Annotated in this window: 19 protein-coding genes; 11 read left to right on the forward strand and 8 right to left on the reverse strand. The window is 59.4% G+C overall.

Annotated elements, in window-relative coordinates; translation table 11 throughout:
* Positions 1 to 254: 254 nt before the first annotated feature.
* From J1N02_RS13140 to pbpC, 10 genes are all read left to right on the forward strand, one after another.
* Positions 255 to 878 carry a CDP-alcohol phosphatidyltransferase family protein gene (locus J1N02_RS13140; RefSeq protein WP_027608190.1) on the forward strand — a complete coding sequence of 208 codons (624 nt, stop codon included), beginning with the start codon at positions 255 to 257 and terminating at the stop codon, positions 876 to 878.
* Positions 879 to 888: 10 nt separating this feature from the next.
* A complete protein-coding gene (locus J1N02_RS13145) occupies positions 889 to 2,643 on the forward strand; it encodes a bifunctional alpha/beta hydrolase/class I SAM-dependent methyltransferase (RefSeq protein WP_421147401.1) in 1,755 nt (584 codons plus the stop codon).
* Between the two features lie 2 nt (positions 2,644 to 2,645).
* Positions 2,646 to 3,944 carry a phosphatase PAP2/dual specificity phosphatase family protein gene (locus tag J1N02_RS13150; protein ID WP_027608188.1) on the forward strand — a complete coding sequence of 433 codons (1,299 nt, stop codon included), beginning with the start codon at positions 2,646 to 2,648 and terminating at the stop codon, positions 3,942 to 3,944.
* On the forward strand, positions 3,934 to 4,377 hold the full coding sequence (locus tag J1N02_RS13155; protein ID WP_027608187.1) for a hypothetical protein: 444 nt from the start codon (positions 3,934 to 3,936) through the stop codon (positions 4,375 to 4,377). Before J1N02_RS13150 ends, J1N02_RS13155 begins: the two co-directional genes overlap by 11 nt.
* Positions 4,378 to 4,386: 9 nt before the next feature.
* A complete protein-coding gene (locus tag J1N02_RS13160; protein WP_027608186.1) occupies positions 4,387 to 5,007 on the forward strand; it encodes a lysophospholipid acyltransferase family protein in 621 nt (206 codons plus the stop codon).
* A gap of 1 nt (position 5,008) precedes the next feature.
* On the forward strand, positions 5,009 to 5,941 hold the full coding sequence (locus J1N02_RS13165) for a phosphatidate cytidylyltransferase (protein WP_017528659.1): 933 nt from the start codon (positions 5,009 to 5,011) through the stop codon (positions 5,939 to 5,941).
* A 162-nt stretch (positions 5,942 to 6,103) separates the two neighbouring features.
* The gene (locus J1N02_RS13170) at positions 6,104 to 6,568 is read left to right on the forward strand and encodes a helix-turn-helix domain-containing protein (RefSeq protein ID WP_027608185.1); all 465 of its coding nucleotides are present in this window, start codon (positions 6,104 to 6,106) and stop codon (positions 6,566 to 6,568) included.
* A complete protein-coding gene (locus J1N02_RS13175) occupies positions 6,559 to 7,146 on the forward strand; it encodes a mobile mystery protein B (RefSeq protein WP_421147402.1) in 588 nt (195 codons plus the stop codon). The genes J1N02_RS13170 and J1N02_RS13175 overlap by 10 nt, the downstream gene beginning before the upstream one ends.
* A 93-nt stretch (positions 7,147 to 7,239) precedes the next feature.
* Positions 7,240 to 13,044 carry an alpha-2-macroglobulin gene (locus J1N02_RS13180; RefSeq protein WP_421147403.1) on the forward strand — a complete coding sequence of 1,935 codons (5,805 nt, stop codon included), beginning with the start codon at positions 7,240 to 7,242 and terminating at the stop codon, positions 13,042 to 13,044.
* Positions 13,025 to 15,322, forward strand: a complete 2,298-nt coding sequence (gene pbpC / locus J1N02_RS13185; protein ID WP_421147404.1) for a penicillin-binding protein 1C — start codon at positions 13,025 to 13,027, stop codon at positions 15,320 to 15,322. Before J1N02_RS13180 ends, pbpC begins: the two co-directional genes overlap by 20 nt.
* Positions 15,323 to 15,344: 22 nt before the next feature.
* On the opposite strand, the gene J1N02_RS13190 is transcribed toward pbpC, so the two are convergent.
* The 4 genes from J1N02_RS13190 to J1N02_RS13205 all read right to left on the reverse strand — a co-directional run bounded on the left by J1N02_RS13190 (position 15,345) and on the right by J1N02_RS13205 (position 18,674).
* Complete coding sequence (locus tag J1N02_RS13190) at positions 15,345 to 16,547, reverse strand: Fic family protein (protein WP_256221397.1); 1,203 nt, start codon at positions 16,545 to 16,547, stop codon at positions 15,345 to 15,347.
* Between the two features lie 131 nt (positions 16,548 to 16,678).
* Positions 16,679 to 17,041, reverse strand: coding sequence for a hypothetical protein (locus J1N02_RS13195; protein ID WP_092355982.1), 363 nt, complete (start codon positions 17,039 to 17,041; stop codon positions 16,679 to 16,681).
* A 232-nt stretch (positions 17,042 to 17,273) separates the two neighbouring features.
* A complete protein-coding gene (locus J1N02_RS13200; RefSeq protein ID WP_130205488.1) occupies positions 17,274 to 17,714 on the reverse strand; it encodes a DUF6957 family protein in 441 nt (146 codons plus the stop codon).
* Between the two features lie 321 nt (positions 17,715 to 18,035).
* On the reverse strand, positions 18,036 to 18,674 hold the full coding sequence (locus tag J1N02_RS13205; RefSeq protein ID WP_229999393.1) for an antitoxin Xre/MbcA/ParS toxin-binding domain-containing protein: 639 nt from the start codon (positions 18,672 to 18,674) through the stop codon (positions 18,036 to 18,038).
* A gap of 228 nt (positions 18,675 to 18,902) precedes the next feature.
* Here J1N02_RS13205 and J1N02_RS13210 point away from each other — a divergent pair, with 228 nt between their 5' ends.
* Positions 18,903 to 19,451: a 3'-5' exonuclease gene (locus J1N02_RS13210; protein ID WP_032901853.1), complete on the forward strand. Its 549-nt coding sequence runs from the start codon at positions 18,903 to 18,905 to the stop codon at positions 19,449 to 19,451.
* A gap of 28 nt (positions 19,452 to 19,479) precedes the next feature.
* On the opposite strand, the gene J1N02_RS13215 is transcribed toward J1N02_RS13210, so the two are convergent.
* From J1N02_RS13215 to J1N02_RS13230, 4 genes are read right to left on the reverse strand one after another with little or no spacing between them, the layout of a single operon-like run.
* Entirely contained in the window at positions 19,480 to 19,962 is a 483-nt protein-coding gene (locus tag J1N02_RS13215) for a Mov34/MPN/PAD-1 family protein (protein ID WP_054896101.1), read from the reverse strand.
* The gene (locus J1N02_RS13220; RefSeq protein WP_054896102.1) at positions 19,959 to 21,743 is read right to left on the reverse strand and encodes a HesA/MoeB/ThiF family protein; all 1,785 of its coding nucleotides are present in this window, start codon (positions 21,741 to 21,743) and stop codon (positions 19,959 to 19,961) included. The genes J1N02_RS13215 and J1N02_RS13220 overlap by 4 nt, the downstream gene beginning before the upstream one ends.
* The gene (locus J1N02_RS13225) at positions 21,727 to 22,977 is read right to left on the reverse strand and encodes a nucleotidyltransferase domain-containing protein (protein WP_019334920.1); all 1,251 of its coding nucleotides are present in this window, start codon (positions 22,975 to 22,977) and stop codon (positions 21,727 to 21,729) included. The genes J1N02_RS13220 and J1N02_RS13225 overlap by 17 nt, the downstream gene beginning before the upstream one ends.
* Positions 22,978 to 24,144, reverse strand: coding sequence for an SAVED domain-containing protein (locus J1N02_RS13230; RefSeq protein ID WP_054896103.1), 1,167 nt, complete (start codon positions 24,142 to 24,144; stop codon positions 22,978 to 22,980). It lies immediately after the preceding gene.
* Positions 24,145 to 24,325 lie beyond the last annotated feature (181 nt).

Consider the following 24,325-nt stretch of genomic DNA (forward strand, 5'->3'; position numbering starts at 1 on the left):
GACTCTTGGTTCCAGGGCATGATCAGTTACCTCCTGATCATGCGTATTAGCCTGTAAACCATGTCCCCGGTTAGAAATGTAAACGATGTCCCCGGTTTGTACCGGGGCAAGCCCCCTCCCACATTTGTCCTTCAGTGCTTTCCAGATCGTGACTAAACCCCCATAAACACGCGCCATCACTGGTATAGGCCATGAATAATCGGCACACTCCAGGCAGTTTTTCGCGGGCTCTCGGACAAGGAAGCGTCACCCCCATGATTTCGATCTATCAGCTCAAACCGCGGTTTCAGAACCTGCTGCGTCCCCTCGTGCAGCGCCTCTATGACAATGGCACCACGGCCAACCAGATCACCGTGCTCGCCGGGGTCATTTCCCTGCTGGTCGGCCTGTTGATCGCCAGCTTCGCCCAGCACCTGTGGCTGTTTGCGCTGATCCCGCTGTGGATGATCCTGCGCATGGCCCTCAACGCCATCGACGGCATGCTCGCCCGGGAATTCGGCCAGCAGTCGCGCCTGGGCGCCTACCTCAATGAATTGTGCGACGTGATTGCCGACAGTGCGTTGATCCTGCCCTTCGCGCTGATCCCCGGCGTGAGCCTGGTGCCGGTGCTGCTGGTGGCGCTGCTGGCGGTGTTCAGCGAATACGCCGGGGTGCTGGGGCCGATGGTCGGCGCGTCACGGCGCTATGACGGGCCGATGGGCAAGAGTGACCGCGCGTTTGTCCTCGGCGTGCTGGCCACCGGTGTAGCGCTGGGCTGGCTCGGCGCTGGCTGGGTCGACACGGTGATGTGGCTGGTCGCCGCCCTGCTCGCCTACACCCTGGTCAACCGGGTGCGCCAGGGTTTGAAAGAAGAACAACCTATCTCCCCTTCTGCATAAGGATTTTGCAATGCGCGAACAGCAAGAGCACACCTTCAGTACCCATGACGGCGTCGAGCTTTTCTACCGTCATTGGCCGGCCAGCGCGCCGGCGGACGGCGAGCCGCGCAAGGCGATCCTGCTGTTCCATCGCGGCCATGAGCACTCGGGGCGTATCGCGCACCTGGTGGATGAACTGGACTTGCCGCAGTTCGACTTCTTCGCCTGGGACGCACGGGGTCACGGCCAATCGCCTGGCGAACGCGGCGACAGCCCGAGCTTCGCCACCAGCGCCCGTGATGTGCAAACTTTCCGCGACCATATCGGCGCCACCTATGGCATCGAGGAAGAAGACTGTGCCGTGATTGCCCAAAGTGTCGGCGCGGTGATCGCAGCCACCTGGGTGCATGACTACGCGCCGAAAATCCGCGCCCTGGTGCTCGCGTCCCCGGCGTTCAAGGTCAAGCTGTACGTGCCCTTTGCCCGGCCGGGCCTGGCGCTCATGCGCAGGTTTCGCGGCAACTTCTTCGTCAACAGTTACGTCAAGGCCAAGTTTCTCAGCCATGACCCGGAGCGCGTGGCGTCCTACGACAGCGACCCGTTGATCACCAAGGCCATCTCGGTGAACGTGCTGCTGGGCCTGTACGAAGCCGCCGACCGGGTTGTCGCCGATGCCCAGGCGATCCAGGTGCCGACCCAATTGCTGGTCTCGGGCGCCGACTTTGTGGTGCACCGCAAACCCCAGCAGCAATTTTTCGACCGCCTTGGCAGCCTGAAAAAAGAACTGCATATCCTCCCCGGTTTTTTCCACGACACCCTCGGCGAGCGTGACCGCGCGGTGGCCGTGAGCAGCGCCAGGCGCTTTATCCTGCAGAACTTCGCACACCCGCTGGACCGTGCGTCCCTGCTGGACGCCGACAAACTGGGCGCCACCTGCGCCGAATCCGAATCCCTCGCAGCGCCCTTGCCGCGCAATTCCCTGCGCGACCTGTACTGGCGCCTGACCCGCGCCAGCATGGGCCTGGGCAAGAACCTGTCGGACGGCGTCAAGCTGGGCTTCGACACCGGCTTCGACTCCGGCAGCACCCTGGACTACGTGTACCGCAACACGCCCACCGGCAAAGGCGGGCTGGGCCGCATGATCGACACCAACTACCTCAACTCCATCGGCTGGCGCGGTATTCGCCAGCGCAAGTTGAACGTCGAGGAACTGCTGCGCCTGGCCATGGCCAAGCTGAGGGATGAACAGCGCGAAGTGCGCATCGTCGACATCGCCGCCGGCCACGGGCGCTACATTCTTGAAGCCTTGCAGGGCGTGTCGCCGCTGCCGGAATCGATCCTGCTGCGCGACTACAGCGACATCAACGTGCGCGACGGTGGCGCGCTGATTCGTGAGAAGGGCCTGGGAGACATCGCGCAGTTCGTCAAAGGCGATGCGTTTGACCGCTTGGATTTGGCGGCACTGCAACCCAAGCCGACGCTGGCGGTGGTGTCCGGGTTGTATGAATTGTTTGCCGATAACGCCATGGTCGGTGGTTCGTTGGCCGGCCTGGCTGAAGCCGTGGAGCCCGGCGGTTACCTGGTCTACACCGGCCAGCCATGGCACCCGCAACTGGAACTGATCGCCCGCGCACTGACCAGCCATCGCCAGGGCCAGGCCTGGGTGATGCGCCGTCGCAGCCAGGCGGAAATGGACCAGTTGGTAGAAGCCGCGGGCTTTCGCAAGATCACCCAGCGTGTGGATGAGTGGGGCATCTTTACCGTGTCCCTGGCCCAGAAGATCTGACCATGCGCGAACCCGGTCTATTGAAACCAGCGGTGCTGTGGCTGCTGCTGTTGGCGCCGCTGTTTTTCAGCACCTACGGCTTCGCCACCTGGGTCACCAGCCAGCGCAGTGATGTCGGCACCCTGGTGTTCGGCTGGGAAACCCATATGCCGTTCTGGGCCTGGACCATAGTGCCCTATTGGTCCATCGACCTGCTTTACGGGTTCTCCCTGCTGCTGCCCAACAGCCGCCATGAGCTGAAGCAACACGCGCTGCGCCTGCTCAGCGCGCAGGTCATCGCCGTAAGTTGCTTCCTGATCTGGCCGCTGCGCTTCACCTTCGAGCGGCCGGAACTGGATGGCGTGTTCGGCTGGCTGTTTGCCGTATTGGCGGGGTTCGACAAACCCTTCAACCAGGCGCCCTCACTGCATATCGCGCTGCTGGTGATCCTTTGGGTCATGTATCAGCGCCACACCCAAGGGTTATGGCGCTGGCTGGTGCACGGCTGGTTCGCTTTGATCGGTATTTCGGTGCTGACCACTTATCAACATCACTTTATCGACTTACCCACAGGCGCCCTCGCCGGCTGGCTATGCGTGTGGCTGTGGCCGGTGGAACACCCCAGCCCCTTGCTGAATGCACGGCTGACCCGGGATTCGAAGCGCTGGCGCGTGGGCCTGCGCTATGGCCTGGGAGCCTTGGCACTGGCGATTCTGGCGTTTTCCCTGGGCGGCGGCTGGTTATGGCTGCTCTGGCCCGCGGTGTCCCTGGGCCTGATCAAGGCGAATTACCTGGTGCTCGGCGCTGCGGGCTTTCAAAAACGCAGCGATGGCCGGCTTACACCTGCTGCGCGTTGGCTGTACGCACCCTACCTGGCTGCGGCGTGGATAAACTCGCGCCTGTGGACACGCAAACACCCACAGCCGGACCTGATTGTGGATAACGTCTGGCTGGGGCGAATTCCCAGTGCGAAAGAGCAAAATTCATTCAGCGCCATCGTCGACCTCTGTGCCGAATTGCCGATTAATCCACAAGGCCGTGCGTATCAAAGCATCCCGGTGCTGGACCTGATCGCCCCGACACCCGCCGACTGCCAGCAAGCCGCCGAGGCCATCGAGCGCCTGCGTGCAAGCGGCCCGGTGCTGGTGTGCTGCGCCCTTGGCTACTCACGCAGCGCCACCGCCATCGCCGCCTGGCTGCTGCACAGTGGGCGCGCTGCCACGGTGGACCAAGCGCTGGCTATTATTCGTACAGCGCGGGCCCATGTGGTCCTGCATCCTGCTCATCGTCAAGCATTGGAGGGTTTGCCCCATGCCCGCTGATATGGAACTCCAGGTGGTCGCCAGCCTGCTGCGCCGTGGCCGTTCGCTGGATCAGTTATCCACAGGCCTGACCGTGGCCGGGGTGTTATTCGGCCTGGCCCAGTTGCTGATGGCGAGTGTTTCAACCATCTGCCTGCTGCTCAGCCTGTGGATGATTATCCTGGGGCTGCTGCAAAAGTACTGGGCGCTGCGGGTGGCCTTTGACGCCGACCTGTTCGCCCTGCTGGCCCGCGACATCGAGCGCACGGCGGACCTCGATCAAGCCCTGCAGACCCTTGGCCTGCAATCGCCCAAGCGGGCCGGCCGGCCCTGGACCGAGCGCCGTCGCGGCGCCCTCAAATTGCTGCGCAAACAAGCCTGGCTGCTGGGCGCGCAAGCGCTGCTGACCCTCGCCGTGATCCTCGCCAGCCCCTGGCTGCCTTTCGCCGCATAAGGAATCCCCATGTTCGAACCCGTGGTCGCCACGCTGATTACCTCCATGGCCCGCACCGTCACCGGCGCCCGCAGCCTGTGGCTGGGTTGCGCGCCAGTGCCGGTGCAACGTATCTATTTCGCCAACCACAGCAGCCACGGCGACTTCGTGCTGCTGTGGGCCTCGCTGCCGCAGAACCTGCGCAAATTCACGCGCCCGGTGGCCGGCAGCGATTACTGGAACAAAAGCGCCCTACGCCGCTACATCATCAACCGCGTGTTCAATGGCGTGCTGATCGACCGCGAGCGCAAGGACCCTGTGGATAACCCCCTGCAGCCCATGCTCGCCGCGCTGGAAGGCGGCGACTCGCTGATCATCTTTCCCGAAGGCACACGCAATCTGGAGGACGGCTTGCTGCCGTTCAAAAGCGGCATCTACCATCTGGCCAAAAGTTACCCACAGGCCGAGTTGATCCCGGTGTGGATCGCCAACCTCAACCGGGTCATGCCCAAGGGCCGCGTGCTGCCGCTGCCTTTGCTGTGCACCACCAGCTTCGGCGCCCCCTTGCAATTGGAAGAAGGCGAAGACAAAGCCGCGTTCCTTGCCCGAACCCGCGACGCCCTGCTCGCCCTCGCCCCGGAGCATTCCTGAGATGGATAGCCAAACCCTGATGTTATTCGGCGGCATCGGCGCGATCCTGGTGCTCGCCTCGCTGATCGGCCTGATCCTCAAACTGCGCACCCGTGGCACGCCCAATGCGGTGATCGACAACCTCAACGCCCGCATCAACGCCTGGTGGGTGATGGTGGTGGTCATCGGTATCGCCTTCTGGCTCGGTACCGGTGCGGTGATCCTGCTGTTCTATGCAGTGTCGTTCTACGCCCTGCGCGAATTCCTCACCCTCACGCCGACCCGGCGCAGCGACTACCCGGCCCTGGTGGCCGCGTTCTACCTGGCATTGCCGTTGCAATACCTGCTGATCTACTCGGACTGGTACGGGCTGTTCTCGATCTTTATCCCGGTGTACGTGTTCCTGCTGCTGCCGATCCTGGCCTCCCTCGGCGGCGACAGCACGCACTTCCTGGAACGCGCCTCCAAAGTGCAATGGGGGCTGATGATCGCAGTGTTCTGCGTGTCGTTCGTGCCCGCCCTGCTGACCCTCGACATCCCCGGCTACGAAGGCCGCAACCTGCTGCTGATCGCCTACCTGGTGATCGTGGTGCAACTCTCGGACGTGCTGCAGTACGTGTGCGGCAAGCTGTTCGGCAAACACAAGATCGCGCCCAACCTGTCGCCATCCAAAACCGTGGAAGGCTTTGTCGGCGGGATTCTGTTGTCCTCCCTGATCGGTGCGGCGCTGTGGTGGACCACGCCGTTCAACCCGTGGCAGTCGTTCCTGATCGCCTTGCTGATCAACCTGCTCGGCTTCGCCGGCGGCATCGTGATGTCGGCGATCAAGCGCGACCGGGGGGTGAAGGATTGGGGGCATATGATCGAAGGCCACGGCGGGATGCTGGATCGGCTGGATTCGGTATGTTTTGCGGCGCCGATTTTCTTCCACCTCGTGCGCTACTGGTGGACCTGAACTTCTTGAAAGCTAACAAATTGAATTGCTTTGTAAGCCTATAGGCAAACAGAATCCTGTATTTTGTTAGCTTATAGGCTTATTTTTTGTGATTAATGTATACCTATAGGCTAATATTTATTTCAATATTGATAGCCTATAGGCTTACAAAGGTCTTTCACCATGGGTACTTCCAACCTCTACAAGCTGCGCCTTTCTCAAGTAGAACGCGCTATTGAACCCTTTAACACCGTTAAAGGCGCACCCGTTCCGCCAGGCGGATGGTTGCGTTCTATCAGAGAATCGTTGGGTCGCTCATTAAGAGCCCAGGCCGAAATGGCGGGCGTGTCTTCAGTGACGTTGACCAAGTCCGAGCGTTCCGAAGCTGAGGATCGCATTTCGCTTGCACAGCTAAGAAAGCTCGCGGCAGCACTGGACTGTGAACTCGTGTACGGCCTTGTCCCCAAAAAGCCCCTGCATGAAGTCATCCAAGACCGCGCCGAACTCATGGCCAAGCAAGAAATCCTAGGCGTCGCTCATTCCATGAGCCTCGAAGATCAACGTCCTTCTGATGCCTTCATCGAACGTCAGATTGATGAACGTCGCAAAGAATTGCTCGACGGTCCATGGACACGCCTATGGCAATAGAACTGGAACTTAAACCCGGTCAAACCCCGCTCGATCCGGACGAAGTCGCTGGGCTGAAACCGAGACACATCGCCACCCAAGGCGAACTGGATGAATGGGAGGCGCAAAACATCCTCAAAGCCTCGCGTTGGGTAGCTCGGCAAAAAAAGCTGGATGTGCTGAATGATCATTTCTGCCGCGAACTGCACGTGAAAATGTTCGACGACACTTGGAAGTGGGCTGGCACTTTCCGCAAATCCGATAAAAACATTGGCTGTGACTGGACGCAGATTGCCGTCAAATTGCGTCAATTGCTCGACAACGTGGCTTACTGGCTGGAGCACAACGTATTCCCGCCAGAAGAGATTGCCGTGCGCTTTCATCATCGACTTGTGTGGCTACACGCTTTCCCCAATGGCAACGGTAGACATGCTCGCCTCATGACCGATTGCCTGCTGAGGCAATGTGGTCTTGCTCCCTTCTCCTGGGGGCGCGGTAACCTGGTAATCGTGAACGAAGTTCGCCACCGCTACATCCAGTCGCTTCGCGCTGCCGACGCCAATGATTACGCGCTGCTGTCGGCATTCGTGCGCAGCTGACTCGGTAAACATCCCCGCCGTGCGGCGTATCGGCGTCATCTTTTGTATCAAAGACCCTGTAAGATACGCCGCACTTAGCCCGGGATGCTCACCATGTTCGATTCGCTCAAAGCCATCAGCCGTCGTGTTGTCGGTGTGTTTCTGACTGTGGTGGGGGCCGTTTTCGGCCAATGGCATCCGCCGCTGTGGCTGCGCGCCATCGGCCGTGGCCTGGCGAACCTGGGTAACAAAGCCCGCGCTTATCCGCGCCAGGCCGGTGCCGGCATATTGGGCCTGGTGCTGCTGGCGGCCGCTGGCTTCTATGGCTGGCACTGGTACTCCAACCTGCCGCAACCCCACACCGTGGGCTATTCGCTGCACAAACCCAACCTGACGGACTACACCCAGCAACCGCCGGTTGTGGATAACTTGCAAGTGCGTTTTGCCGAATCGGTGGCCCCGCTGGCCGCCATTGGCAAGCCGGTCACCGAAGGCATCACCCTCAAACCCAATGTGGCCGGGAGCTGGCGTTGGTCCGATGACCGCACGCTGCTGTTCGTGCCGGAGAAAGACTGGCCCATCGAAGCGGGTTACACCCTTGATCTGGCCAGGAAAGGTTTGCTGGCCGATGGCGTACTGCTCAGCCAGTACAGCAGCCAGTTCTCCACCCAGCCGTTCCGCGCCACCCTGGCACACAACGAGTTGTATCAAGACCCGTCGAACCCGACGCTGAAACAACTGGTGGCGACCTTCCATTTTTCCCACCCGGTCGATGAAGACAGCCTGCGCAAGCGCGTTTCGGTCACTCTCGGCAAAGGCCTGGCCTACCGCGACGCCCAGTTGCCCAACCGCCCGGACATCAGCTTCGACGAGACTAGGCTGAACGCCTACGTGCGCTCCGCCGCCCTGGCCACACCGCTGGAAAGCACGCCGGTCAGCGCCAAGTTGGATGAAGGCATCAAGGCCCGCGACGGCGGCAACGCCAGCACCGCGCCGCTGGTCGCGGAAGTCACCGTGCCCGGCCGCTATCGCCTGACCTTTACCGGCGCCGAAGTGAGCTTTGTGGATAACGAACGCGGCGAGCCTGAGCCGGTGCTGATGTTCAGCAGCTCCAGTGCCGTGGCCGATGACACCATTGCCGGTAAGGTCCAGGCCTGGCTGTTGCCGGAAAAAGCCCAGGACGACACCCGTCCCTATAACAGCAACGACATCGACGATGCCCTGCTGGCCCGCAGTACCAAGGTCACGCTGACCCACGTGCCCAGCGTCGAACCGCTGAACACCCTGCACGCCTTCAAGTTCAAGGCCCCGGCCGGCCGTGCGCTGTATGTGCGCGTGCCCGCCAACCTGGAAGCCATCGGTGGCTACCTGGCGAAAAACCCGACAGCCTCGCTGATCAGCATGCCGGCTTATCCGCGCACCTTGCAGTTCCTCTCCGACGGCGCGTTGCTCAGCCTCAATGGCGAAAAACGCCTGGGTTTCATGGCCCGTGGTGTACCTGGCGCCCATGTGGAAATCGCGCGCTTGCTGCCCAACCAATTGCAGCACCTGGTGGACCAGAGCAGCGGCAGCTTTGCCCGGCCCAATTTCGGCAACGAGTATTTCGACCGCATGGTTGAACGCCAGTCCCTGGATATTGCACTGTCGTCCTCGGACCCGGCGAAAACCGTGTATGACAACGTCGATCTGAGCCACTACCTCACCGCCAACGGAGGCCGTCGCGGCATTTTCGTGCTCAAGCTCAGCCCTCAGGATGAGCCGGCGGAGCGCACGTTCGACTATTCGCGCAGCACCACCTCTGACCTGCGCTTTATCGTGGTCACCGACCTCGGCATCATCGCCAAGCGCTCCAGCGATGGCAGCCATGACGTGTATGTGCAGTCCATCGGCAACGGTTCGCCGGTGTCCGACGCCCAGGTCGACATCATTGGCCGCAACGGTCTGCCGGTAAGCAGCGGCCACACCGACGGTGAAGGCCACGTGCATTTCGCCAAGCTGGATGAACTGCGCCGTGAGAAAACGCCGCTGATGTATGTGGTCACCCGCGGCAATGACCAGTCGTTCCTGCCGATCGCCCGTCAATCCCAGCAGCTGGATTTGTCGCGCTTCGACGTAGGCGGTTTGGAAGAAGACGGCGCGATTGATCGCCTCAGTGCCTACCTGTTCACCGACCGTGGCCTCTACCGCCCTGGCGAGACCGCGCACCTGGGCATGATCGTGCGCAGCGGCAACTGGAAAGGTGCCCTGCAAGGCCTGCCCGTGGAGCTGCAGATCACCGACCCGCGCGGCCTGGAAGTGATTCGCCAGCCGCTGAAGCTGTCTGCCAGCGGTTTTGAAACCTTTGATTTCCCCAGCAGCGAAGTCGCCCCCGCCGGTGACTACACCGCGACCTTGCAGTTGATTGGCCAGAAACAGACCCGCACCGACCTCGGCAGTGTCAGCTTCAAGGTCCGCGATTTCGAACCGGACCGCATGAAGGTCAGCCTGAGCCTGCACGACACCCCGGTACAGGGCTGGATTCCACCGGACCAGGTTATGGCCAAGGTCACCGCGATGCACCTGTTCGGCGCCCCGGCGGCCGGCCGTCGCGTCACCGCGAAGATGTCCCTGAGCCCGACGCTCGCGGCATTCGAGCGTTACCCCGACTACCGTTTCCGCCTCAACGATTCCCTGGAAGAGGCCAGCACCGAAGACCTGGCCGAAACCACCGTCGACGACAACGGCCAGGCCGTACTCGACCTCAACCTGCAACGCTTCGCCAACAGCACCTATCGCTTGCAGGTGATGACCCAGGTGTTCGAGGCCGAAGGGGGCCGTAACGTGGCGGCGCAAAGTGCCTTGCTGGTGTCGTCCGCGCCCTACCTTGTGGGTGTGAAAAGTCAGGACTCGCTGTCGTACGTCGCCAAGGACGCCCCGCGCCAGGTGCACTGGCTGGCCGTCGCGCCAGACCTCACCCCGCTGGCGGTGGATGGCCTGACCAGCGAAGTGGTCGAGCACCGCTACGTGTCGGTACTGGTGAAACAGTCCAACGGCACCTACAAGTACGAGTCGCGTATCAAGAACATCAGCCAACCGGCCTCGCCGCTGGTGATGACCAAGGACGGCGCCAGGCAGGCCCTGAACACCGCCACCCCAGGGGATTTCACCCTGCAAGTGAAGGACGCCAACGGCAACCTGCTCAACCAGATCGACTACAGCGTGGCCGGACGCGGGAATACCTCGCGCTCCCTGGAACGCAACGCCGAGCTGCAACTGCGCCTGGATAAACGCAGCTACGCCACCGGCGATGAGATCGCGATCAGCATCCGCGCGCCTTACACCGGTGCGGGCCTGATCACCATCGAGCGGGACAAGGTCTACACCCAGCAGTGGTTCAAGGCCGACAGTACCAACAGCGTGCAACATATCCGCGTGCCTGCGGGGCTTGAGGGCAATGCCTACGTCAACGTGCAGTTTGTGCGCGACATCGGCTCGTCCGAGGTCTACATGAGCCCGCTGTCCTACGGGGTGGTGCCGTTCAGCATCAACCTGGATGCACGGCGCATGGCGTTGAAGGTCGAGGGCCCGGCGAAAATCGAGCCGGGGCAGACGCTGGACATCAAGGTCAACGCCGACCGCCCCGGCCGTGCTGTGGTGTATGCAGTGGACGAAGGCATCTTGCAGGTAGCGCGCTACCAGACGCCGGACCCGCTGGGCTTCTTCTTCCAGAAACGTGCGCTGGAAGTCGGCACCAGTCAGATCCTTGACCTGATCCTGCCGGAATTCAGCCGCCTGCTCAGTGGGGCGGCGCCCGGTGGCGATACGGAAGGCGCCCTGGCCAACCACCTCAACCCGTTCAAGCGTAAACACCAGCCGCCAGTGGCCTGGTGGTCCGGGTTGGTGGACTTGCCCGCCGGTGAAACCGTGCTGCATTACCAGGTACCGGACAGCTTCAACGGCAAGCTGCACCTGTTCGCGGTGGCTGTGGACGCCGACAGCGTGGGCGTCAGCGAGGCCAATACCGAGGTCCGTGGCCCGATTGTCATCACGCCGAACGTGCCGGCTTTCGTGGCGCCGGGTGATGTGTTCAACGTCAGCGCCGGGGTATTCAGCAACCTCGAGGCGGCAGCAGACGTGAAGTTTGAAGTGCAGACCAGCGACGGCCTGGTGGTGCAGGGCGACAAAGCCAGCACCTTGTCCCTGCAACCGCGCAAGGAGGGCACCACCGAGTTCAAGATCAAGGTCGGCGAAACCCTCGGTTCGGCGGATTTGCGCTTTGTCGCCGTGTTGCCGGATGGCAAGCGGATCCAGGTGGCGGAAACCACCTCGATCCGTCCCCTGAGCGAGCATCGCGTGGCCCTGAGCCTGGGCCGTTTCGACAGCGCCAGCAAAGAGCTCAAGCCCACCCGTGAACTGTTCAGCCAGTTGCGCGACGTACAACTGGGTGTGGCCGCCTCGCCGCTGGTATGGGCCAACGGCCTCAAGCATTACCTGGATGACTACGGCTATGCCTGCACCGAGCAACTGGTGTCCAAGGCCATGCCGGCGTTGATCTGGGGCGGTACCGCACCCGAGGCAGAACAGGCCTTCAGCAGCGCGGTGCGCATGTTGCGCCAGCGCCAGAACCAGGCCGGCGGCTTTGGTTTGTGGGCCGCCAACCCGGATGTGGCGCCCTATGCCAGCCTGTACGCCACCGATTTCCTGATCGAAGCCAAGGAACGCGGGCTGCCGGTGCCGGAAGACCTGCTGGTGCGCGCCAACAGCTATCTGACCGACCTGGCCAACGGCCCGAGCGAAGGCCTGTCTGAATTGCGCAACCGTGCCTACGCCAGTTACCTGTTGAGTCGTCAGGGGATTCTGGTGAGCGGCGCATTGAGCGATATCCGCGAACGCTACGAAAGCTACTTCAAGGACAGCTGGCAGAACGACCTGGGCGCCGCCTACCTGGCGGCCAGCTACAAACTGCTCAAGCAGGATCGCCAGGCCGACACCGTGTTCCGCAAGATCCCTTGGCGTTCGCTTGTGGATAAGTGGGACAGCGACGGCCTGTATTACGACCCGCTGGTCCACGATGCCGAGCACCTGCATCTGCTCGCTCGCCATTTCCCCGAGTTGCTGGACGATGTTCCTACCGCCCTGCTGGATAAACTCGGCAAGCGCCTCAACGAACAGCGCTACAACTCGCTGTCGGCGGCGCTGTTACTGCGGGCCTTGGACAACTACGGCCAGCGCGCGCAAAGCGATATGACCCTCAAGGCCACTGCCTGGCTGGGCGACAAGCAGCAACAACTGCTGGAAATGGTCGGCCAGCCACCGCGCGCGGCGGTACCGGGCGCCACGCAAAAACTGCTGATGGAAAAATCCGACGGCCCGGCGGCGTTCTATATGCTCAGCGAAGCCGGTTTCGACAAGGGTGCCAAGCTCAAGCCGATCAACAACGGGCTGGAGATCATCCACGAATACCTCGACCTCAAAGGCGACCCGGTGAGCACAGTGGCGGTGGGCGATGAGTTCCTGGTGCGCTTGCGCCTGCGTGCCACCGACCGTGACCAGGTGCAGCAAGTGGCGGTGGTCGACCTGCTGCCCGGTGGCGTCGAGCCTGTGTATAACTTGCCGCCGGAGCCGGAAGCCGCCAGCAGCGAGGAAAGTGAAGGCGAAGCGTCCGAATACGTAGAAGAAAGCGAACAAGAAGCCGATGCCTGGCAAGCGCCCATCGGCGAAACCGAGCTGAGCAACTGGCAGCCGGACTACGTGGATGTGCGTGATGATCGGGTGGTGTTGTACGGCACGGCACTGCGCGACGTAGGCACCTTCGTCTATCGCGTGCGCGCCACCAACGCCGGCACGTTCAATACGCCACCGGCCTACGCCGAAGGCATGTACGAACCCACCCTGCAAGGGCGCGGCAAAGTAGGCCAGCTTGAAATTACCAAGCCTTAAACACCTGGCGCCGCTGCTGGCAGCGGCGCTGGTGCTGGCGGGGCTGCGGCTATGGCCCCACGCTCCGCTGGAACAGGCTGTGACGTCGTCACGGGTGGTGCTGGCCGATGACGGTTCGCTGCTGCGCATGACCCTGGCGGATGACGGCCAATACCGCTTATGGCTGCCGCTGGAGCGCATCTCGCCGTCACTGGTGGAGGCCTTGCTGCTCAAGGAAGACCGCAATTTCCATTGGCACCCGGGGATCAATCCCCCGGCGTTGCTGCGCGCAGCCCTGGCCACCTACAGCGGCGGCCAACGCCAGGGCGGCTCGACCTTGAGCATGCAATTGGCGCGGCGCCTGTGGGATCTCAACACCCGCCAGGTACCCGGCAAATTGCAGCAGATGGCCTTGGCCCTGTGGCTGGAGGCGCGCTACAGCAAGCACGACATCCTCGAGGCGTACCTGAACCTGGCGCCCATGGGCGGCAATATCGAAGGCGCCGAAGCGGCCAGTCGCATCTACTTCGGCAAGGCAGCGGCGCAGTTGTCGTTGTCCGAAGCCTTGGCGCTGGCGGTGATTCCCCAGCAGCCGGGGCGGCGCGCACGCTTCGGGCCGTCACTGCAAAACGCGCGACTGCGCTTGATGAATGACTGGCGCGAAACATATCCACAAGACCCGCGTAACGCCAGTTTGCTCGAGCTGCCCCTGGAAGCCCGCAATCGCCAGCAGATCCCCTTCCTGGCGCCGCATCTGAGCGAGCAGCTGTTGGCATCCCAGCCCGGCAACGAACTCAACAGCACCCTCAACCTGCCCTTGCAGCAACTGCTCGAACGCCTGATCAGCGGCTTTATCGCCGAGCGGCGCAGCACCGGTGTGGAAAATGCCACGGCCATCCTGATCGACAGCCGCGACCAGAGCGTCAAGGCGCTGGTGGGCTCGGCGGATTACTTATCCACAGGCATCCACGGCCAGGTCAACGGCGTGTTATCACGCCGCTCGCCGGGGTCGACCCTCAAGCCGTTTCTCTACGGGCTGGCGCTGGATCAAGGGGTGATCCACCCCATGAGTATCCTCAAGGATTTGCCCAGTAACTTCGGCTACTTCCAGCCGGAAAATTTCGACGGCAGTTTTGTCGGGCCGCTGACCGCACGGGATGCATTGATCCGTAGCCGGAATATCCCGGCGGTGTGGCTGGCCAGCCAGGTGAAGTCGCCGTCGTTGTATGGGTTGCTGCAACGCGCCGGGGTCAAGGGCCTGCGCGGTGAAAGCCATTACGGCTTGGCCCTGGCCCTCGGTGGCGGTGAGATGACCCCCGAGGAACTGGCGAGGCTGTACGTGATGCTGGCGGGCGACGGCCATCTGCGGCCGTTGCGCTATCTGCAGGAGCAGCCCCAGGCTACCGGCCCGCAGCTCCTCACCCCGCTGGCGGCCTTTATGGTGCGTGACATGCTGCGCCGTAACCCACGCCCGGATGGCCTGCCCGCGCGGCACTGGCGCACCGCCTGGAAAACCGGCACGTCCTGGGGGTTCCATGATGCGTGGAGCGCAGGCCTGGTCGGCCCCTACGTGCTGGTGGTGTGGGTGGGCAACTTCGATGGTCGCCCCAACCCGGCGTTTATCGGTGCCAAGACCGCCGCGCCGCTGTTCTTCCGTATCGCCGACGCCCTGCCCCTGGCCTTGCCCAACGTCGTGATCAAGGCCGACAAACCACCCGCCGGCCTGGTGCGCATCGACGTCTGCGCCGCCTCGGGCGAATTGCCCAACCGCTGGTGCCCGCAAACCCGCAAGACCTGGTACATCCCCGGCGTGTCACCGATTCGCGTGTCCAACCTGCACCGCCCGGTACTGATCGACACCCGTACCGGCAAGGCCGCATGCCCGCCGTTCGAGGCGCAATACCCCCGCGAGGAAGTCTTCGAATTCTGGCCCAGCGACATACAACGCCTGTATCGCGCCGCCGGCCTGCCCCGCCGCACGCCACCCAACGTGATGAAAAACTGCCAGCCCAACCGCATCAGCGACCAGAGCGAAGCCCCGCAGATTCGCTCGCCGCTGACTCAAGTGAGCTATCAGTTGCGCCTGTCCCAACCCCAGGAAAGCATCCCGCTGAACGCGAATGCGGCCAGCGATGCGGCGACGCTGTACTGGTTTGCTGATCAAACCTTGATCGGCCAGGGCCCGCCGCAAGCCACATTGAACTGGCGGCCGGTTAAGTCGGGGGAGTATCGGCTGCGGGTCAGTGATGATCAGGGGCGCAGTGCGAGTCGGGGGTTGAGGGTGGAGTTTGTGCCGTGATAAGCCGCCTCTGACCCCTGGCTCAGTAAAAGCGCCGATGAAGATCAGGGAATATCATCTGCGCGAACCATACGGGTAGGCCGGGAAAAATCGAGCGTGACTTGGCAGACGGCGCTTCAACTACGCCCAAATCAATTAACTTTTTAAGCTGATCACTTGCTACGCGATCATGCAGCCCAGAAAAGATTTTGAAGTCCGCTCGGGCAATCTCACCTTGAGTTAGCAGGATATGGATGGCCTTGGCCATTTCCGGCTTCACTCCAGCCCCAATGAATCGCTCCTCAAGCCCAATCACTCTCTCAAGCCGCTGACGCAGACTTACCAGGCCCATCGCTTGTTCTACATACTCCATCTGATCAATGCAGACTTGCAGCATGAACTCTACAAATTCGAACAACCCACTTTGAGTCAGCTGACCACGACCGTCGAGATCACCGCGACGCGGCTGGTCCGCTGCACGCAAGCGTCCATAGTACTCATCCTGTTTTCGTGCCAGCCCCCGAGAAAGTGACCAAAGCGGGGACGCTAGCCCAAGGCGCATCAACTGCAAGTGCGTAATCATGCGCACGACTCGGCCATTGCCATCTTCAAATGGGTGAATAAACGCAAGACGATGGTGATAAGCAAGAGCGCTGAGAATTCGCGACGTCAGATCAGGTTGCCCCCCATATACCTGTTGAAGGCGGGTGAGCATGGGGGCGACGGATTCCCAGGCAGGCGCTGCATGATCACCCACCAAGACATTGCGTTGTGCACTATCACGCAATTGACCCGGCACCATTAAGCGCCCATCACTCAGCCGCAAGTCGTCGTCGCTGGCACCTGTAAAAAGGCGGCGATGAATGACAGAAATGAATTCAGGGGCAAAGAACACGCTCCAAGGCGCGTCAATTGATTTCGGCCGACGTACTGTTCGCTCCAGTAACGCCTGAACGCCGATGTGACTTTCGGCCAGCTCACGCAGTTCTTTGGAGTCGCGCCTGGGTACTCGTGTAGATAACGTAGCAGGCTCGGTGAATTGGCCTTCAATCAGGTTGCTGTAGTAACTATTGGTGATCCGCATCAGGCCGCCGATGCGAATAGCGGTGTTCTCGGGGAGCAAACCCGTGAGTTTTCCGGCACGAAACGATAGCGTCTCTGCCGTACGTAAAATCGACGCAGGAAAACCTGGCGATGGCCAGACAGGTTCCAACCAGTGATTACCGGACATGAACTTCTGCGTCATTTTCCTCACCATTTTCCGATTTTTTTTCGAATCTGTTTTCCTTTAAGGTCCAATAATAACGGGATAAATCCAAGATTTTATACAACTATCTGCTAAACATTTTTCTGATTTTTTTTCTGATTCTTTTTGGCCTATACAACCAGCTCCACGTAGTTCGACTCCCCGCCTCCCGTCGCCCCCGACAACCAACCCCACACGAAACTCAGCGTGGTACGCCCGGCAGCATCGACACCGATGATGCCCCGCGACCAGCCGGCCAGCAGCTCACCTTCCAGTGTCAGGCACTGATACAGCAGCTCGATAACGTCTGGGCCTGTGACGCGGCCGACCTGCGTACCCAGGCGGATGCGACCGCCTTGGTAGGTACTGGAAATGGCATCTCCCTCAACAAGGTAATGAAACACCGTTCCCGCGCCGGATAGCCCGTGGGTGTTATTGGCGACGGTGAATCGGCGGTTGTGCAAACGCTCGTGGATTTGTGAGGGGGTGTTCATCGAAGGTGGTTATCAACAACATAGTTTGACACAGCCCCTCCCGTAAATCGGGGTCTGTAGGATGATTCGGGGTAAAGGCAACAACAACATAGATTGACACAGATGGGTCGCACTTCAAATACGGGGCTCGATTGGTAACAACATAGATTGACACTACATCGAGAGCGTTCATTCAGGCCGAAATATTATGTGAGCGCGACCGGTCACTCACCTGTGCGGAAATAGCGTTTTTTCAGCACAGGCTCAGTGCGATGTTTAAATCCGTGCGCAACCTTCGACCGGACCCCATCAGCACATAAACTGTGTTTTTTGTTCGAAATAAGCAGTCGTGAGTGAAGGAAACACCCAGCGTTGTTCGGACCCAATCACCAGGCGGGAAGCGGCCTTTACTGTCTTGGATAACGGTCAAAGCGTAAACGAGAGCAGGAATTAGCTGTCTATCCGTAATGGCTTTTCGCTGACGTGTTGTAATGTCGAGATCCAAAATTGCCCAATCAGCAACAAGACAATAGGCACGGGAAGGAAAATGCAGACTGGCGAGGGACACTGCATCTGAGGGGGCGAGTTGGCATCCGTTTATTTTATCGCCTGCAGAAAGCACTGAAACATAATCTGCCAAATTCATTTGTAACTCCTGCCGATCAAAAAAACCGATTCGAACGAGAAGCATCATTCAGCTTAGCTCCCAGCGGATCACCAGGTTCCGATGCCGACGGATAGCAGCAGGGTGATCTCATGGCTGTTCCGTCTTCTCCCTTCATCTCACTGAACGGGATGATTTCTATCGAGCTGTCACCGGATAAAGTGGTTTGCGCCAGTACCCAGCTATGCCATTGCCGCGCGTGATCCCTACCTAGCGGTAGGTGCCAATGTGGGTGAAACCTAGTGCTTCATGGATGCCCGTGCATGCCGTATTCGGCAAGGCGACGCCGGTATAGGCGCATGAAATCCATGTTACTCAAGGAGCGGTAGAAGCCGTTTGGCTGCGACTGAATCAAAATGACATGCCCTCAGACACTTGAATCAGCATTTCTTCGACTAGATGTGTGCCAAAGGTTGTAGTGACCATCGCCGATGGGCTTTCTCCCAAAAAACGGGCTTTGGGTTTGGAAAGCCATTGTTTGGCCTTCCCTTTGTCACCGAAGATCACCTCGGCCATGGCGGTAATATGTGCAAACCGGAACAGGCGATCGCTCTCATGCAACGTTAAAAGCTGATTGGCTGACAGTTTTGTTTTGAGCGTTTTGGGTTGAATGATTCTGTCGCGTTCTTCGTCGCTGAGGGTTCCATCATCACAAAGCATTTTGATCAGGCTGACCGAGAAGCCAGCTACTATCATGTCGTGAATGTCCAGATCCGAAGCATTGACAGCGATATGAAGAAGCGTCTCCAGCCGCATGCGGTAAGCATGATAGGCATCCTGACGCAGGACGCCTGCAAACATGGGCCGCACTGATGTTGCGTTGCGCACGGGCGTCAGGACTAATGTGCCATTCAATACCTTTAGCTCCAGGTCGTCCCCAACACCTAACCTCATTTGGTCAAGCAACTCTTGAGGCAGATCAATGATGATGTCGCCAGTACCGTCCTCAGTTTTCTGGCATTTGACTATCCAGCGCTCAGTTTCACTCATGATCGTCCGGCCCTCATCCGCCATCAGAGAATGACACACATCATTATGCTTGGGCCCAGAGCTGACCAAAGGAACGCGCAATCCGCTGGTAGACAGGCACTGCCGCTGCTCGAACGCCGGCTAGCGAGTGAAACAGCAAAAAATGTGGCAATGGCTATACCTGCCTTTCCACCTTCACATGGTTAAGAGCCTGAGCGTGATCAGGTAACTACACGAAAAGGATATGACATGCACCCTGATGAGCTTTATGTTTCCGTCGACGTCGAGACTTCTGGGCCTATACCCGGCGAATACAGCCTGCTTTCCATTGGAGCTTGTCTTGTAGCCCAACCTGAAACGTCCATCTATCTTGAACTGCGGCCTGACAGTCCGAAACACGACCCCGAAGCGCTGGCAGTATCGGGGCTGAGTCTGGAGAAGCTGGAGAGCGAGGGCCTCGCTCCGCAACAGGCGATGCTGACATTTGATCAGTGGCTGAAATCGTCCTGCCAAACGGGGCAAAAAGTCATTTTCGTAGGACTCAATGCACCGTTTGACTGGTCATTCGTCAATTACTACTTCCACAAATACCTGGAAACCAACCCCTTTGGTTTTACAGCTATCGACATGAAGGCCTACTTCATGGGAGCTGTAGGGTGCAGCTGGCAGGAAACAAAATCATCCAAGATGACCGCTGCGCTGAAGCCACTCAGCGAACCGAACCATAACGCATTGGATGATGCCCGCTTTCAGGCAGAGCTCTTCGCACTAATGCTAGCGGGTAAAGGTAAACGCTGACCTGCGTTCCACCGCACGGACTTGAAGCTCATCTGACCCAGGTTGCCTCAACATATCTGCCGTCCCTGAACGACCACGCCTTGATACCTTCTGGTTTTTCGGACTTGCCGACAATAATGGCTATTGGGTGCGGCAGATCCTGCGTGTAACGTGCAGCAAATTTGGAGAAGCTTCCGATGTCTGCCGGAGAGATCACCGGAACGGATTGGGGGTGCGTATGCCAATAGCCCACCAGACGTAACCCTTGTTCGTTGGCAGCCTGGATCTCCTGACGGCACCGCTCCGCATCCAACTCTAGCCAAGACCAGCCTGACCGATCGGCGCGATGAGGCAACGTGGCCAAGGCCAGCAGCAACCCTTTCGGATCAACCGGGTTGACGAATAACTGTCCCCCTCGCTCCACGCCAAAAAGGCCCTGCCGATGGCTATCCAAGGTGTCCGCGACAGCTTGGGACACCAACAGCTCGGAATTCACCTCCGGCCATCGCCATCGCCATGCGATATCCGTCATATCGTTTCGTCCTTATCTTCCGGCCATCCGCGCTCGAGTAGGATCTGCTGCGCCCCCTCTGGCAGCTTGGGCCCATGGTATTGGCCTCCTAGGCTCAGCACATCTTCAGGTCTGTAAATGCTGCTGACCCAAGATGCAGTGGCGATGTTGCCGGTCAATGCGCGTAAGGCCGTGTGCGACACCATGGAGGCGATATTGGTCATTCCCAGCGAGCCGCCTGGGATAAAGCTCTCGCCACACGCGGGCAGTGGAACAACACCGCCTCCCGGCCACTCTGTAAATCTATGCAGAAAATCGCCGACGTCCGTGAACAACTGACGGCCATCAAAGGTGCCGGCTGGTGCGAATAGAGCATGGCCTACCTGTGTATACGGTTCGCTCCAGGCTTGTAAGAGCCCCCAAGGAACGCCGCTTGATTTGGCTCGCCATACAGTGACCTCCGACTGCCAGTCTGCTGTCGTGATCACCACCAGATCTGCGTTATCAAACACTTCTGGTTTGCTACTCATCACCACTTCGGCAAAAGTCGCATAAGCGGTACATTCTGTCGTCGGAAGATCTAACAGAATCTTGTCCCTCAACGCTGAGGCTTTCAGTCTCCCTAGGCTATCCGCTCCCAGAACGTGCCTACCCAAATTGGCTGACACCAAAGTGTCAGGATCGATGAGGGTAAGGTGGCCGACACCGGATCGTGCCAATTGTATTGCCACCGCACTGCCTAATGAGCCAACGCCAACACAAACGACTCGAGCATTTTCAAGGTGCTGAGCAGTGCCACTTATATCGCGGGACAGAATGGACGCTCTATCAAGCACGTCCAGGGCTGTTGCTCGGACGAGCGCCGGAGGATGTGCATTTGCGATAGCTGGCCGACGGCGCGCTGTACGCAAGCCAAACCTTGCCCCCCGCTCCTGCTGTACGCCGAGCGACCGCACATTGAGGCAATATGTTGGAGCATCTGCGCCTCCTGGAAGCTCCAGAACAATCCATCGACTCGGCAACGTTCCAGGCAGCTCAAACCATGCCAGCAATTGCTCGGCATCGTCTGGTTGAAGGTGTGGCGTGAGCCACAGCAATAAATCTTCGGGATCCGGGGTGCGTATGTCCGGATAAGTCTGAAGCTTGACGTAAAAACCGGGAGTTTCGGCCGCGCGAATGACAGCGGAGCGCCCGACAACCCGTCGGTAATGCCCTTTGAGAGCAGCTACGTTCGATGCTAACCAAACCGTTTCCTGACCGGATGGCACAGCTCGGCGCGGATCGCTGAGCGCAAACAACTGCGAGGCAGTCTGAGGTCGATCCAACAGTAAGAGGTTCTGAAATGACTGACCATGCTGAAACGACCAGTAGGTAGTGATCTCATTCTGAAATTCGATATCGCGCGTTGCCTGGCTTGATCCCATCTTGGACAACGAAACGATCTGGGCCAAGCGAGCAAGGCTGTCCTCTACCACGACCTCCGGGGAGCCCATGATGGGGCGTTCCTGAAAGCCATGAAGGCAAAGCCCCGACTTGGTGGCATGCGGCCAAACCAGCCATGGAGAGGGTTCGACGTTTAGGCGCAAGAGCCCACGGGGAAAGTTGGAGGGGAAACCAATACGCAGTCGCCGCTCCTGCCCCGTGTAATCGATGGGCAAGGGGAAGTGAAAGCACGCCGCTTCGTCAGCCCGCATGGGTGCGGGCTGGAGCAATGCATCGGCAGCATCCTGACCTAGGGTGTTTCGCAGTGCGGCGATTCCGCGCTGCAATGGCGTCTTAATAGGATCAGCCAAGGCGTCCAACTGGCTTTACGCTCGACTGAGAGGTTCCGCCACCGCTGGCCCCTCCGAAGAGCGAACCCATCGAAGCAGAGTTTCGAGTAGTGCCATCCGGTCGGCCGGGCATCGTCCAATTCGCAGGGATTTCATTGTTCACTGCCGTGATGAATGCCGGTGCTATACCGAAATTCTTTTTCACTGCCTCGGCAAAGGAATCATTGGATTCAAAACTTTCCAAACCTAATGACACCGACGCACTGGCGTCCGCATGCCACTTGGCGAATGCCTGACGATAGCCTTGCCCCTCGCCCGGTCGATTCCACTTCTCTGCAAAGTTTTCGCCGTTATCGGCAGGGTTGCAGACATAGCAGTCGCTACCTCTATGCGCGATGTGCTGCGGCATTCTGCGAACGATTTCCAAAATTGCATCGAGCGGTGCCAGAGGCTTCGACTGCGACTCCTTTACGACATCCAGGTATGCGTGCGTAGCTAGGGTGGTGATGACCGCAGATATTGGGCGAGTATCAGCGCTCCTTGTCTTGATGGCCCATTCATCGCGATGCCGCTTGAGCAGCTTAATGGTCGCACGCAGGGGATCTTGATCGATGTAATCCTGATAATGCGGCAAAGGATCTTGTGTCGCGGCATCAAGCATCCGCTGGCTTTTGGCAACCACCAAGCTTTCCAAAGAGATTTCCTGGGCAGAAGCAACCTGCAACCAATTCGAGTAAGGGATAGGGCTGCTTGCTTTCCACCCTGTGACCCGATCCGGAACCTCCAGCTTACCCTCGCCGTTTGCTTCGCCATTTCCGTTGATCGCGCGGGCAGGCGTGACATCAATGTGGAAACCTGGATTTTCGTCGGCATAAACGATCCGGATGCCACGACGTAATTGCTTAACTTCTTCCTGAACGCGGGAGCCTTCCCTAAAACGCTGCTCAATCGCTTCTAGAACTTCCTTCGCACCAGCGCCTTGAGCGTGAGGGAGCCAGATAATCGCGTCCGCATCAATGGTGTCCAGATCCGCAGGCGCGCCGGGGATTGGCTTGATGGTCGTTTTCAGCCGCATCGAGCCTTGCACAAAGATATGGGCCTCAGCGAGCAGCGGGTTGTCGGAAGCCGAGAGGATTTTTTCCAGTTGGGAGTAGCGGTCATTAATTTTTTCGTACTGCGCTTCCGACAGCGAGATTTCCCGCGCAGCGCGAAGCAGAAAATATTCCCAACTGCTGCGCTTGGTCTGTTCGTTGCTCAACAGCATTTACCTAGCCTCCTGGGCCACCGAGCCCAATTGCAGTGTTTGCGTAAACCGATCTTGGTTTTCTTTGTCCCGATCGAAGATCAGGTACGTATGTTGATGCTGCGTTGTGAGCAACGCGCCAAACTCGATGGCCAATGCCGCAGGAATAGCGGCGAAGACGTGAATAGGGTCAGGAGTCGAAGCTTCAAGCTGGCTCAGTCGTATTTGAAGTGCGTCACGAAAGGCATGAATCACCCGACGGTTTTGTACCATCGCATAGCTTGGCTCTGGGATCGACAGCTCTGCAATACGTGCACCGGGTAGAGCGTCGGTCACGTCGCGAACTGGAACTTGCGCAGAAATGGAGAGCACCAACGCCAGTGGACCATCGCCGTTGGGTGGAGGCGTAAACAGAAAACTGGGCGGCTCAGCAGACTGATCAGGCCAGCGCAAAAGATGCTCGCGGTGAAAAGAGAAGATTAAGCGTTTGGAACGATCGCCGATGCTCTGGCCCAACATCATCAAAGCAGGGATATCGGCCAAGCCTACTACTGCTAGCGCGGGCGAGTCGCCATAGGTGCCGCCGCGACGCTTGAGTTGCTGCTCCAGCTCATACTGGATGCTGTCTTTGACGTTCTGCCAATAGGCAGCGTCCCTGCCGCGCGGTCCGGGCGCAGGGAAGGCAATTTTGATGCCTTGATCGAAGGCGGTTAATCCCTCCGCAGACATCGCAGTCAACAGATCGCGAACGGGAATATCGTTGATCGTCTGGAAATGCTGACTCTGGACAATGAGAGGAATCGCTCTGCCACCATCAGGGGTCGTTGCGGCGATTCGGATGCGCTCTAGGTATGCTTGGTGTAAACCACTCAAATCATTCTCAGGATAACCGTCTGCGTCACGATCAATTTTGTCATGACAGCCTGGGCACAGGAGCATCAGGTTAGCAGTATCGTTCGTGTGCGCCTCAGCATCATGATCCGCGCGTCCCCGAGGGCCTTTGGGACTGGCGGGCAGGATATGCGCCACTTCGCCCCATTTCATTGGCTTGCCGGCACGATAATCGAACGTCAGATCCGTGCCGCACAGTTCACAATGACCAGCGGTCTGTGTCCATACGATCCGCTTCGTCTCATCATTTGTGTTGAAACGCCCGCTTGCGGGTTTAGCGTCTTCTTGTTCTGCCATTCCGACCTACCCCAGAGAAACATCCATGATTGAAAATGATGATGGCAAGATAAGATCATATTAAGGTCATTCGCCTCGATTTCAAGAGTGATCTGAGGGTGACGAATGCTGAGTCGGCTTTGAGCAGGATGCGGTTTTTGGCTCATCGAAACGCAGTGGCGGCAGCGTTCGTTTTTCTGGC

Origin of the sequence: Pseudomonas sp. NFX5 (assembly GCF_049132125.1) — a bacterium.
Lineage (GTDB): Bacteria > Pseudomonadota > Gammaproteobacteria > Pseudomonadales > Pseudomonadaceae > Aquipseudomonas > Aquipseudomonas marginalis.